This is a genomic window from Anaerotignum lactatifermentans, from assembly GCF_014982935.1.
In the GTDB taxonomy this organism is placed as follows: domain Bacteria; phylum Bacillota; class Clostridia; order Lachnospirales; family Anaerotignaceae; genus Anaerotignum; species Anaerotignum lactatifermentans.
The window spans coordinates 1-13,381 of sequence record NZ_JADCKK010000066.1 but is presented as its reverse complement, the minus strand read 5'-3'; the positions used below and the strand labels follow the sequence as shown (position 1 = coordinate 13,381).

Annotated in this window: 13 protein-coding genes; all 13 read right to left on the bottom strand. The window is 35.6% G+C overall.

Going from position 1 to position 13,381, the window contains the following annotated elements; genetic code table 11:
* Positions 1-475: 475 nt before the first annotated feature.
* Positions 476-1,069 carry a hypothetical protein gene (locus INF29_RS12415; RefSeq protein ID WP_191344563.1) on the bottom strand — a complete coding sequence of 198 codons (594 nt, stop codon included), beginning with the start codon at positions 1,067-1,069 and terminating at the stop codon, positions 476-478.
* Between the two features lie 423 nt (positions 1,070-1,492).
* A complete protein-coding gene (locus INF29_RS12410) occupies positions 1,493-2,581 on the bottom strand; it encodes a hypothetical protein (RefSeq protein WP_193486938.1) in 1,089 nt (362 codons plus the stop codon).
* Between the two features lie 533 nt (positions 2,582-3,114).
* Positions 3,115-3,519: a hypothetical protein gene (locus INF29_RS12405; protein WP_087989902.1), complete on the bottom strand. Its 405-nt coding sequence runs from the start codon at positions 3,517-3,519 to the stop codon at positions 3,115-3,117.
* Positions 3,520-3,682: 163 nt separating this feature from the next.
* A complete protein-coding gene (locus INF29_RS12400; RefSeq protein WP_162609884.1) occupies positions 3,683-3,850 on the bottom strand; it encodes a hypothetical protein in 168 nt (55 codons plus the stop codon).
* A 32-nt stretch (positions 3,851-3,882) separates the two neighbouring features.
* Complete coding sequence (locus tag INF29_RS12395; protein WP_087989901.1) at positions 3,883-4,371, bottom strand: hypothetical protein; 489 nt, start codon at positions 4,369-4,371, stop codon at positions 3,883-3,885.
* Between the two features lie 172 nt (positions 4,372-4,543).
* Positions 4,544-5,032: a hypothetical protein gene (locus INF29_RS12390; protein WP_191344568.1), complete on the bottom strand. Its 489-nt coding sequence runs from the start codon at positions 5,030-5,032 to the stop codon at positions 4,544-4,546.
* Positions 5,033-5,045: 13 nt separating this feature from the next.
* Complete coding sequence (locus INF29_RS12385) at positions 5,046-6,128, bottom strand: SPASM domain-containing protein (RefSeq protein ID WP_193486936.1); 1,083 nt, start codon at positions 6,126-6,128, stop codon at positions 5,046-5,048.
* A gap of 412 nt (positions 6,129-6,540) precedes the next feature.
* Positions 6,541-7,092 (bottom strand): hypothetical protein, encoded by a 552-nt coding sequence (locus INF29_RS12380; protein ID WP_191344570.1) that lies wholly within the window; start codon positions 7,090-7,092, stop codon positions 6,541-6,543.
* Between the two features lie 317 nt (positions 7,093-7,409).
* Positions 7,410-8,036, bottom strand: coding sequence for an HNH endonuclease (locus INF29_RS12375; protein ID WP_193486934.1), 627 nt, complete (start codon positions 8,034-8,036; stop codon positions 7,410-7,412).
* A gap of 4 nt (positions 8,037-8,040) precedes the next feature.
* The gene (locus tag INF29_RS12370) at positions 8,041-8,694 is read right to left on the bottom strand and encodes a hypothetical protein (protein ID WP_193486932.1); all 654 of its coding nucleotides are present in this window, start codon (positions 8,692-8,694) and stop codon (positions 8,041-8,043) included.
* A gap of 17 nt (positions 8,695-8,711) precedes the next feature.
* Positions 8,712-11,204, bottom strand: coding sequence for a sensor histidine kinase (locus tag INF29_RS12365; protein ID WP_193486931.1), 2,493 nt, complete (start codon positions 11,202-11,204; stop codon positions 8,712-8,714).
* Positions 11,205-11,220: 16 nt separating this feature from the next.
* A complete protein-coding gene (locus INF29_RS12360; RefSeq protein ID WP_193486929.1) occupies positions 11,221-12,633 on the bottom strand; it encodes an Eco57I restriction-modification methylase domain-containing protein in 1,413 nt (470 codons plus the stop codon).
* Positions 12,634-12,755: 122 nt separating this feature from the next.
* A complete protein-coding gene (locus INF29_RS12355) occupies positions 12,756-13,247 on the bottom strand; it encodes a hypothetical protein (RefSeq protein ID WP_193486927.1) in 492 nt (163 codons plus the stop codon).
* Positions 13,248-13,381 lie beyond the last annotated feature (134 nt).

Sequence of the window (13,381 nt, the reverse complement as noted above, 5' to 3'; positions counted from 1 at the left end):
TACAACCATGAGCGCATCCAGTTAAAAACCGGAGAGCCGCCGCTTACGCGACGCCTCTCCACTTAAAACTTCATATTTTCCTACATAGAGGCCTTTTTGTGCTGTCCGCACAATCTGGAGCAGTTCATTGCACCCTTACGGTCTTTTCTAGATAACTTTTTATTCTTCTTACAATTTCCATAGTGTAGCAATCCGTATATTATAGGAGCATAATCTCTCTTTCTCATAAACTGATTGAGCCAATCATATTTTTCTCTGTTTCCATTATAAAAACATGAAAACCCCATTTCATATATAAAATGACGCTTTCTTTGCTCCTTTGAGTGCAAATCTTCTCTTATAAATGTCTGGCATAAAATCAACTCCCTTGAAATAAAAGCAATCTTTTGACAAAAAGAATCCTTAGGTAACCAATGCAATGAGTCACATACATAGATACAAATAGGCTACCCCGCACGATCGTTTGATTTGCTATTTATTCCTCTTCATCTGAGCAAATTTCCTCTATTTCTCCCGCACCAAGATCAATCAGCAAGCCACAGCACCGCGCCCATTGACTTGTGTCAGGCGCAAAGGCTTCATAAAAATCAAGAAAAGGATCTTCTCCCATCATAGAATAAATGATATCTATTTGGCTTTCATAATCCTCTGCACACTGAAGCTCATAAGAAGGATTGATATTGTCATAGACCCATTCATTGATTTCTTCATCAGGTACTTTCACAAACAATTGGAAAAGTTCAATCACTTCTTTTAAAATACTATGGTCAAAATTCTCCCACTCTTGCAGCCAGACACCAAATATTTCTTCATAGATTTGGCAAAATTCATCCCACCTCTCAGAACGAGGTGCAAAGGCTTCATAAAATTCCGGGAAGGGATCACCAAGTTCTTCATTGTCAATGAAATCTCCATCTTCCATATCTTCTAAGAACATTTCGTTTGCCGGAACATTTTTCTCTACCCATTTTTTCACAACCTCTTTATTGGGTTCCTCTAAAAATGATGCAAAATAATCTACGGCTGACGCAAGGACATCTGGGTCATATTCGTTCCACAAATTTTTCATGGAAAATCCTCCTCCCTTTCCATCATCTGAAACAAATTTGATATATCTTTATTATATCAAAAGAAATCCTCTTGTTAAGTTTTTATAAACCAAAAGAAGGCTGACACATTTTATATTTTCTAAAATATACCAAGGATGTAAATGTCTTTACCACAAATATCACACTGTTTTTCAATTAATCGTATATAAAAAAGCAAAACAAAAAGCGACACCATTTTCATGATATCGCTCTTGTAAAACGCTGTATTTTTTGTTTTTCCCTGTCGAAAAAACGCAATTTCTATTATTCTTCTTCCAGCTTTCCTAAGATAGTGATCCGTATATTATGGGAACATCATCCCTTGGCATAAACGGATTGAGCCAAATCATATCCCGCGGTTTTTTTCATGCAAGAAAATCCTGTTCTATCTCCAAAATAATGTTTTATTGGAATTTTTTAAGCGTCTTGATAGAGCTTAGAATTTCCTCTAAAAAGCCGGCGCCCGCATTCTGTTCTTGTTCTATTCTCTTTTGCAGTTCTTGAGATATTTTAAGTTCCACAGAAAGCAAAGCGTATTTCGCGTTTTTTCTTCTTTTGGAGAGCGGGGTCACATCCAGCACTTTACACCAGATGCTGTTGGGCATAAGCTGCAGCATATGGTGCAGAACCTGCACCGCATCCCCAAAATATAGCAGTTCTCCTGTATCGTGAACAAACGTCATCAACCCAAAATTGCCTTTCCCCGATAGTGTCCCTATGCGCCCATCTTCAGAAAAAAGCATAACGTCGTCATTTTCACCTTGTTTCAATAACAGCTTTTGACCTGTTTGGATATGTTCAAATCTTTCTTTGATTTCATCTGTGTCAAGACCAGATACTTTTATTTCCCCCTTCATCATTTCTTTGCATACATCAAGATAGTAAAAATCATCCCGCTTTCTATTGCTTTCTCCTGCTTCCCCGCCCCTTAGCAACGATTCAAAATAACTTTTTGGTTTTCCCCATGTTTCCAGGTACTGCGCTTCAATATCTTCCGCGCTTAACGGTGGTTCTTTAGATGGATCATATTCTTCGCTATGAGGATCTTGATAAATCTGGATATATCTTTGCGTCAATTTCGCGCTTCCGGCAGGAGAATAGAATGATTCCATATAAGGCTGCGTTTCCTGAATGCCGCCTTCATTATGTATCTCTGCATAGAGCTCTATATCTGGATTATCCGCGCTTATTTCCCGAAAAACTGTTTCATACTCTAAAACCGCTAACCATCGGCGCACCATATATCCGCAGGAAAAAAAACCTACCTGATCCATTTCTCCTGCTTGGTCAAAATTTTCTGTGAGACCATATGGCTCCCCAGCTTTTCCCACTTCTTCCCCAGCTTTTCCCACTTCAGTCGGTTTTAAAAACATTTCGTACAGATAGCTGTATTCTGTTTTCAGAGCCGCTTGTTCCGCCATAAAACGCAGCGCTTTCATAACATCTTTTTTTGTTCCTTTGATGGCAAATCTTCTTTTATAAACATCCGGCATAAAAACAACCTCCTTCCGAAACAAAAACGGTCTTCTAAATATAAGAATCCTGCATTCGAACAACCGATCTAATGATATCTATTTTGAGATAAAAATGCATTGTAAATTCTTGCACTGTTTTTGGGATCTCTTTTTCAATTGATTCCTCTGTGTCTGAGCAGATTTTCTCTATCCCTCCAGCGCCAAAATCGAGCAGCTATCCGCAGCACGATACCCATGGAATGGTATCTGGTCCAAAGGCTTCATAAAATTGGAGGAAGGGAGCATGGAGTTCTTCATTGTCAATGGAATCTCCCTCTATCACCTTCCACGTCCTCAGATTCTGCCTCCATGCGGAGATCTTTGTCATGCATCAACTTTAAGAGCAGATCATACCGCCCTGTTGTCAGCGGGCTTACCGGCTTTCCGTTTATTCCGGATTGATCCTCTATTTCCCTTATGCGAAAACAATAAAAAGCCGCATAAAAAATGTTTCACACTGTCGTCTCTCAATTTTCGAGGTAATGCTGGACCTGCATCGCAAAACTCTGTTATCATTCCACCTCGTCCGGACGGTAATCATTGATCGACTTATAAATTTCACAAAATTCTTCCCATTCCTTTGTATCTGGAGAAAAATCTCTGCTGAATTGTGGGAACGGGTCCTCGTCAAACTCTTGCAGCCCGTATATGATCTGGTCATGATCGGGCGCCCAGTTATCAAATATATCCGTAAAACAAATATTGTCCGCTACCCATTCGCTCAGTTTCTCTGTGTCGGGATTCGTACAAAACTGAGCGAGATAGCCCACCGCTGCCTCACTGCCGGAATCATCACTGAGAACAGCCTCACATGTCGTCCGCTCATAGTGTAATTCACCGTCCTCACTTGTAAATACACCTACCTCATGGTTACGGAGACCCATGCCGCCCTCTTTGTCCTCAAAGTCAACTTCCATGCTGAGCACATTCTCCTGCATCAGCTTTAAGCGCAGGTCATACTGCTCTGTTGTCAGCGGACGTATGGGATTTCCGTTTCTTTCGGGCTGATCCTCGATCTACGACCTCGTCCAGCTGTCAAAACCCCCCAGCGTTCCGGAAAACGACCACCGTCCGCTGCCGTTAAACTCTATTGTTGTTTTGTCGACTGTAGGGATATTCATATACCCGCATACCATACTCGCCGTAAAATTTCCATGCGTCCAGAACCGGTTTCAACGCTTCCACAGCCGCTTCGGTCCAGTCTCCTTTCAAAGTAAGTGTTCCATTCGCACTTGAAATGTTTGCCATACACGTACCTTCTTAAAATTTTATCTGCACAATCACCATTCTGCATCTTCCACAAATTCAGAACTGCCTTTTTCCCGGTCATAGAAAAATCGTACATGGGTATTTTGCAGTTCTCCTTCTTCTTCCGGCGGCACGCAAAGCCCTGCATCCCATGATACCGACTGTATGGAATCGGTCAAGCGTTTCCGGTTTTCAAACGCCTCCTGCATCAATGCCACTTGATCTTCATTATAATAAAATCCCTTCGGAAAATCAGGTGATGAAACGTCCTTGAGATTCACTTCTGCCAGCAGCATCAACAGACACTCCAGCACTTCCTCTACTTTTGTCGGGTCTTGCGGGGACATAAAATCCTCCGGGTCGATATCAATCTCGTCTTCTTCCACTTCAAACATCACATTCCAGGGAATATCCGCATCCCGATATTTTTCCAGCAATTTCGCAATTTCCTCACTTTTCATATGAATAATCACAAACGAACTGCTGCTGGAATTGGTGACAAAATCTGTTCTGATCTTCATTTTTACTTCCTCTTTCTCTTTGACTTCATTTCCATTTCGTTTATATTTTACGCAATTTCTTTTTTCCCGATAATCATTCAGATAATCCCGTGAACTTTACCAACTTCCATCCTATCTGCGTGAAGTACTCCATGAGAAGGCTGAATCTTTTCGCGTGACAGTTCCTATTTTCTCAGAACATCTCATACTCGCTGATTTTCTTCTCACGATCGTAACGAAAAATAGCGTCGCTGCCGCTTTCCGCTTCCTCTTCCTCGTCCATACCCCATTCGGCAATACCGGTATGCCAGTCCACTGTCTTGATAGAATCGGTCAGTTCTTTCACCCTTTTATTCGCTTCCAGAAGCATCTTCACCTGTTCTTCGCTGTAATCATAATCTACCGGGAACTCCGGCGATTTCACATCTTCTAAATTGACCCCGGCAAGCATATCCAGCAAGGCAAACAGCACTTCCTCCACACAGGTCGGGTTCCTCGGCACAAATATGTCATCCATATCTTCAATATGGATCATATCATTATCTATTATGAAATCCGTCGTCCAAGGAATATCAGCGTTTCGGTACTTCTCAAGAAACTCTCCAAGCGCTTTGCTCTTGATGTGGATAATCCCAAAGGAACTGCTGCTGGAATTGGTGACAAAATCTGTTCTGATTTTCATATAATTTTCCCCCTTATTCTATATATTGCTTGGACGAACGGCTGCAAAGCACAATTTCCCTCATCAGCGGGCATCCGCCCATACAAAGTTCCCGCTTTTCACATGCCGGGCAAGCGCCTTTCATCCGATTCCTGAAATTTTCAAATTCCAGGCTATTCCACGCCTCCTCTATGGTATACGTCCGCAGGGAAACCTCATATTTCCTTTCCTGATCAAAACTGCACGGCGTCATCTGCATATCCGCACTAATATAACAGCTGAATCTGCCGCCTTCACAGGTATCCAAAGACGCCGGATGAATATTTCCGCAGAAATTCACTGCTCCCGGCACCTGACAGCTGTCCATTCCCACTTTGAATGTATGCTGGGCGTCTACCTGCGCAAAGAAATCTTTCACCCTTGAGTCATCTGCCAAAAGTACATTTTCTGCCGTCCCCTGCCCCACTGGCTTATGTAAAAGGAAAATCACCGCATTGATGCCCTTCGGAAAATCATTTTTCTGCAGCCGTTCTATGGCTTCCTCTATGCTGTTTTGCCCCAATACATAATGAATATTTGTTTTCACGCCTGCATCCAGTAATTGCTGTATCGCCTGCAAGGTATAGCTGCTGCGGTACCAGCTGACCGCTACCGCACCGCAATATTGCTTGCAAAGCGCCGCGATTTCCGGCGTCATTCCATAGCCGGACGTGGTAAAATTCGGCACTAGCTGATTTTCCCGGCAAATCTTCAAAATCTCTGCAAACTGTTCGTGCTGATCCGGGTCTCCTCGTCCGCCAAGGGCAAACTGATTGGTTTTTCCCTTGCATTGTTCGGCGATCCAGCGGAAATCTTCTACCGTCATATTGGGCTCTTCTTTCCATAATCCACTTTGGTAGCAACCCACACCAGCCTTGGCGCAGAGTCCCGTCTTGCCATGAATGCAGTGCCCCATAATTCCTACATCAATCAAATGCGGAAAAGATGCTTGAAAGGGATCTTTTCCCGTGTCCCTCCCTTTGTCATCTAATACTCCTGTCCGTACATAAGCGCCGGTTTCCGTATCAAATGCGTACTTGAAACAATATTTTGTATCTTCTATTACATACCTCATCATGTTTCACTTCTTCTGTTTTTATATTTTCGCTATTTTCCCGTATTTTTTTGTTTGCATTTTATTCATTATAATATTTTTTTATTTTTATTTCTACCGTATTTAATAAAAACAGATATATCTCTATACATATTTTTTCATTTTTTCGTGTAAAATTCCCTCATGTTTTTTACGCACTATATCGCGTGAAAAAAGATACTTTAAAACAGTGTATAAATGAAACTCACATTTTATAAAGAAATAATGCAATTTGTTATGATTTGCAACAATATTTTTCAAAAGTATGGATCTCCTATCGAGATCTTTTGCTGTTTTGCAAAGCAAAAGCGCGGTACGAATTCGATTTTCATACCGCGCTTTCTTTGTAAAAAGTAGTTTCTATAAAATTTCTGTTATAGCTGTCCTTGATGCTTTCTCACGCTTCATAAGAATCTATTTCCTCTATATCTTCCGCCCCCATATCTATGAGTAATCCGCAGCACCACGCCCATTCTTTTGTGCCAGGCGCAAATTTCTCATGAAACGCCAAAAAAGGGGCTTCTCCCATCATAGAATAAATAACATCCACTTGACTCTCATAATCCTGCACAAACTCCAATGCCCAAGAAGGGTTGATGTTATCCCGTACCCAGTCTTCTATCTCTGCATGAGGCTCCTTAACGAACAACGCAAAAAGTTCAACAACCTCTTGCAAAACTTTCGGATCGAAGGTATCCCACTCTTGCAGCCAGACACCAGACATATCTTCACAAGTTATGCAAAATAAATCCCATCTTTCTGAATGCGGCGAAAACGCTTCCGCAAATTCTGGGAACGGGTCAAGGAGTGCTTCATTATCAAGGAAGTCGCCGTCATCCATATCTCCGGTAAATACTTCTGTTGCCGGAACATGTGTCATCACCCATTCACGCAGGATTTCTTTATCCGGTTTTTCCAAAAATTCCGCAAAATAGTTCACTGCTGCCATTAGGGCATCTTCATCATAATTTTTCCATGAATCTTTCATGTCAAATATGTCAAGTCATCCTCCCTTGCGATCCTCTTGGAAATACCAGTAAAACAACTTCTGCATTTTTCCAAAAAAAACTATTTTTCAATGTCTTCCTCACGGAAAAGTATTTTACGCCTTATAGCATTTTGAAGCTTTGTAAACTTTCTGCTGAAATCACTCTTTATTCTTCCTCCAGCTTGCATAAGGTTTCAATAAGTATGCCCTGTGAGCCTGGTATCCCCTTGGCGTAAGTACCATCTAAGAAAACCTTATTCACATAAACTAACTTTTAATTAGTTCATTGTAAATTCATCATTATTATAGTTTGCAATAAATATATCTCTGCAGTCAACATAATATATATTTAAACTATTTTTTGCTTCGAGCAATAATTTTCCCTTTTCAGAATCTTCCCCAACTTCTTGAATTTTTATGTTTATATGATCTATGGTATTTTTTACAATTTCACATATCCACGCTAAATTATGTATTGGACGATATAATTTTAAATTGTTAATCATACTTCGTCCTTTTGTATCATCAGAGGATATTCCCCCAATGTCATTTCTATAAAATATAGTATTATAATCAACTAATACCGGATCATAGAATAGTTTATTCTCAATTATTCTATTTTCAATTTCTCCATCATATTGATCACTCTTCGCCCTGTTACACTTTTTACATGCATAAATCAAATTATCATAATGTGTTTCCAATTCTGGCCAAACATTTTTAAAAACATTTTTTGGAATATAATGATCTATTTCATATGGTGTTGTAATTTGTGTATCAAGCAAGTTACAGTATGCACAACGAGAATGAAAATCTGTTTTTAGATGTTGCTTATATCTGTGGTAATCTTTATATTCTTTATCACAAGTTCTAACTATTTTAAAATTCCTAAACTCTCTTTTCATATGTTTACTCCAAAATTTCATTTGCTCTTTCAATTAACTTTACAATTTCTTTAGCTTTATTTACATCAAACACTTTATCGATCTGTGTTTGATCTACGGGAACAAAATCATTGAGCTTACTTTCCAATGTTAATATATTAGGAATCACATTAGACATATTTTCCCCATTTAAAAAACGTTCTTTAAAATCTTTAATAGATGTCTCTAAACTATCTCTTTGATTAACATATTTTTTCATACTATCAAATATGTTATACACCTTTTCCTTAGCATAATCTTCTTCAATTTTAAAAAAATCCTTCTTACGATATACCTTATCTGCATCAACATATATCGGTTGCATGCTTTCTTCAACAATCTCAGTCAGTATAATAACAGGAAATTTAGGAACCTTATCTTTTATCATTTTTAAAATTTCTGTTCCTTGTACTTTAGTCGCTTCTACCATAATTTTATAATCTACAATTAAAGATGATATTCTCTCATGTATTATATCTTCCAGTATTTCTGCAAACATAGTTTCAACTAAATTTTCAGTTTTATTAGGAACTAAATACGATTTAAAATTATAAGTTTCATCCTTACAAAGAGTTTTTATTACACGTCTTATCTTTTTCAATTCACTTTCTTCATCATCTATCAACCCTATTATATACATGTGTACTCCTCCGTATATCATTTAGTCCATGTTGCTTTTAACATATATCCTGAATCAATTAGAATAACATGTAAATTACCATCATTTCTATTAACAGCTTCTCTTGCTATCCATAAGCCTAACCCTGTTCCATTTTCTTTGCTACTTTCCTGAGCATTTAAAGTTTCATCTGGATTTTGCCAATATTTTTCATCTAATATTGGTCCATTATTTTTCATTTCAAGATATATATGTTTTTCATCCTCATATGCTCTTATGGTTATAATTCTTTCACCATCTATTTCCTCTAAATAGTATGCAGAGTTAAGTATAAAATTATTCAAAATCAAATGTAAATCAACCTCTGGTAATTTTAATTCAATTAAATCACTGCATTCTATTTCTTGAATTTTTATATATTTTTTATTTAAAAGAGGTGTCCATATTTTTTTAATATGCTCCAAGAAACTTTTCAGTTCAATAGTTTTAGTTTGGAATTTATCTTTTTGTACAGAATCCATTATCAAACTAACCCATTCTGATAAAATTTCATCTGTTGCATTTAACTCATCTATCATATCATACGGATTAAAATCTTCATCTCCCATATATGGTTCATAATTTAATAATCTATTTATTGCTTCTTTTAAATGTTGTCCTCGACTCCCTAAATTTGTTGCAACTCTAGAGATTTCATGTGCAAATGTTTGTGCCATAACTCCTGCAGCACTTAAAACCATCATTAATTGTTCCGTTGAAGTCCGATTCTCTTTTTCTTTTCCCAAAACATAGATCGCATCTTTTAATTCCATTTGAGAATAATGAATTTGATTTTTGAATGTATGTACATTTTCTTTTTCAATATTCGCTTTATTCCCTAAACTGCGTTCTTTGGAAACTTGCTCATAAATTTCCTGAGCTTTATCTCTATGTTTTTTTTCTTTTCCTTTAATCCAATTAGCATATTCCCTAAGAACATACTGCCTATCAAACTCAAACTTAGATAAAATTCCTTGTATTATTTCTATAAAACATTCATATTCTCTACTTGAATTTATGCCTTCTCTATTTGCACTATCTTCCAACGCAGGATTATTTATTCTACTTATTGAAACACTCCCAATAAGCTGATTTGGTGATACTCTCCAATTTCCTGATTCATGTGATGCTGCAGCAGGGCTTCTTTGTACTCGTTCACTTAAGTTGAGCCAATCAAAAAATTGTCCCTTATCCCCATATGGTCTAACCTTAAAGTTATCTCTATAAAGTTTAATACCTGCAAAGTTTTTAATTAATTCTTTTCTCTTTCGACTTTTAAAGTCCTTAATAATCTCAACCGTACTTTTTGAATTTTTTAAATAATAAAATTTTAAAGAGAACGGACCTACTTCGTTATATCTTTCGTAATTTTCTTTTTTATTTTCCAAAATTTCTTTTAATGAATAGATGAAATCAACTTTACCATCAAAACTTTCTTTAGTATATTTCTTTCTATTAAAAATTTCTCTGTTCCAAAATTCATTATGATCGTATGTTTCTATATCAGTTGGTGAATACTCTTTAGACGTACTTGTTTTATTAATATCTATTTCATTTCTATCAAAACTTATTTGGACAGTTCCCTTACCATCAAAATTCGCTTCTATCAAGTAGTCATAGTTCTCACGCTCTATTCCTTCTTTTTCTGAGTAAAAATCAAACTGTGGGTAATACAAATTACGCACAACAATATCAAATCTATCAACACTTTCGAATGGATTTATATTTTTTAAACTGTTATTAACTTTTAAATATGACTTTGATTCCCAAAAATCTCTTATTGGACTCAGCTCTATTAATGTACCTGTAGTCCAATTATTTACTTTAAGTAAATCAAAATCATCTTGTGCATATGATTTAACCACTTGTTCAAAATCTGTATCAACTTCTTCTAATGTTGCAGAAACCTGATTTAACAAATTGACATCATCAAATTGAGTCCAATCAATTTTCCATTCATATGTTTTATCATTCTTGTTTTTTGTTATAACTTTTGATTTTAAAGACAATTTATCGAGTGCAAATCGTCCTATTCCCTTTGCTCCTGTCTTGATTCTTTTTTTTTGTGGACTATAAATATTAATTTCTTTATCGTCTGTACCAATTTTCATCCAACTAGATTCAAGTACATCACGACTCATACCATTGCCATTATCAATAACTATTATTTTTGATAATGAACGTATATAATACTCTAAATCAGAGTACAAACCACATTTTCCTATTTTATTAAGATTATATTTACCATCAAAAATTGTGTAGTTATTTTCAATCAAATCCATGCGTTGTTTGAAAAATTTTTTCACCTCTGATTGCGTCAATGTTTGGGGTATTTCATTGTATGGATTTACAAATTTTACATATACACACTCTGCATCTGCATCATATCCATTTTTTATTAATTCAATAATGGCTCCGTTAACATCAGAGATATTTTCTCGCCCTATAAGTCTAGCTGTTTTTGCACTAACCTGAAATATCATCGATTGCATATTTCAATTCATCTCCTCAAAATCTATATTCCTCAATATCCCTTGATGTTATCCTTACTGAAGTACCATTAATATGTATTCCAGCATGTAATACATATTGCATAAAACCTTCACTTTTTAGTACAGTTTCCGCATCCTCAATTGATAATTCCTTATTATCTTCTCTAATAGTAATATAAAGTCCTGAATATGGAATACACTCCTTGTCCAATTTATATACTAAAACTTTTGATGTTATTACCGTAGAAATAAGTAATTTGCTATTATTTAAATTTCTTAGTGCTTGGCTCCTACCATATTCAAACCATCTAGAATTTGCATCCTTTTTTCTTCTGTCCAATTTGTCTCTAAATCTATTTAAATAAGCTGCTACTCCTGGATAAAATAATAAAAATTCTTCATCCGTATAACGTTTAAGTTCATTCTTATCATCATAATAATAAGGAAATATTATTTTTTCTTTTCGATGATATCTTTGCGTCTTGGGCGTAGCAGTATTTTTAATTATGTCTGACTCTAGCCTATATCCTTGACATTCGATAAAATCTTCTGTTTCAACATAATCTTTTAAAACATAAGCTTCATTTAGCAATGTTGCAACAACATGCGAAACTTTAAAATAGTCACCAAATCGTCTAGATCCATACATTGTATTTTCAACAAAAAACCATTTATCTTTTAATTCATTGATGTTAATTCGTTGTTGTTTATTCAATGTAACATCTTTATAATAAAAATACTCTTTTTCCCTTTTTTTATTTAAAATCATAATTGCAGATTTAATTAATACATCATCAAACATTTTTTCTTGAGTATAATCATAAATCTTTTCGATATATGGCTTCATTATTTCTCGTAAATTAGATCCAAACACTGTTTTAAAAATACTACTAGGAATTAAATAAGCTAATTTTCCATTACTGGATAGACTTTGTAAGCTTTTTTCTATAAATGCGTAGCAGTAATCAAACTTGCCTTTTTTACAAGATTCAAATGTTTCTCTTAAAAAATTCTTATCTTCATCTTTAATTTCTGTATATGTAACATATGGTGGATTTCCAACAATATAATCATATTTATTTACTTCATTTTTTTTTAAGTAATCTCTATTCGTAATATTCCACTTTATTAAATTTAGGTTCTCATTTAAAAGAAGGTTATTTAGTCTTTCTATACAAAACGAATACTGTTCATTATCAATTTCCACTCCATATATATCATTCTCTAAACCTTTTTGTATTTTTAAATCAGAAAAACCTTTCTTTCTGCAATCAGAAATATATCTACGTACAATTGCTACAAGAACATTTCCCGTTCCACATGAATTTTCTAATATCTTCTTTCCATATAAATTTTCTGTATAACCAACATTATCTAATAATTCATCTACATAGTTATCTGGTGTGAATATCTGGCATTTTTTATTCATAAGTATCCTCTACTCAAAATATGATTTTATTAAATTATATTCTGTATTTATTATTGTAACATAAATCATTATAAAATCTCTACATTTATTAAATTTTTATCCAACTCAAATAACTATTTCCATCATACTATAATCCCCACCTTAAACCATATTTCCAAACTACCATCAGCCTTTACTTTAATGGAGTTAATCAGCCTCCTTACAAGAACATCATCATACTCCTCCACCCGCAGCAGACTTGCCAGATCTAATTTGGGATTCAGCAACGTTTCTATCTGTTTTCGTTCTTCCTTATTATTTTCAGCTCTTTTCTTTTCTGTTTCAAGCCAGTTCAATTTTTGAAGTATATCTTCGCATAACTTTTTATGTATGCTGATGCCTTCTTTCGACTTAAGAAACCTGATCAGCTTTCCTTTCCATTTCTCAATTTCTTTATCATAATCTATATTTTGAAATTTGTATCTCTTCAGCTCCAAGAAAAAATCATACTTGAGGATATCCGGAAAATCCACTTTATTTTCTACAACAGAGTTGATTGCTCGAAGGATACACTGGTGCAAATTCTTTTCAGCAATAGTAGGAGAGTTTTTACAGTACTTTGTACCATCTCTCAACCTGCTGTGGATCTATATTAAAAAAGTGGACACATAAAGTAACTATCTATTACAATAAAGTAGACACCAAAAGGAGGTATTTACATGTCAACAAACAGCAAAGGTATTCGCTATGACGAAGACTTCAAAAGAAC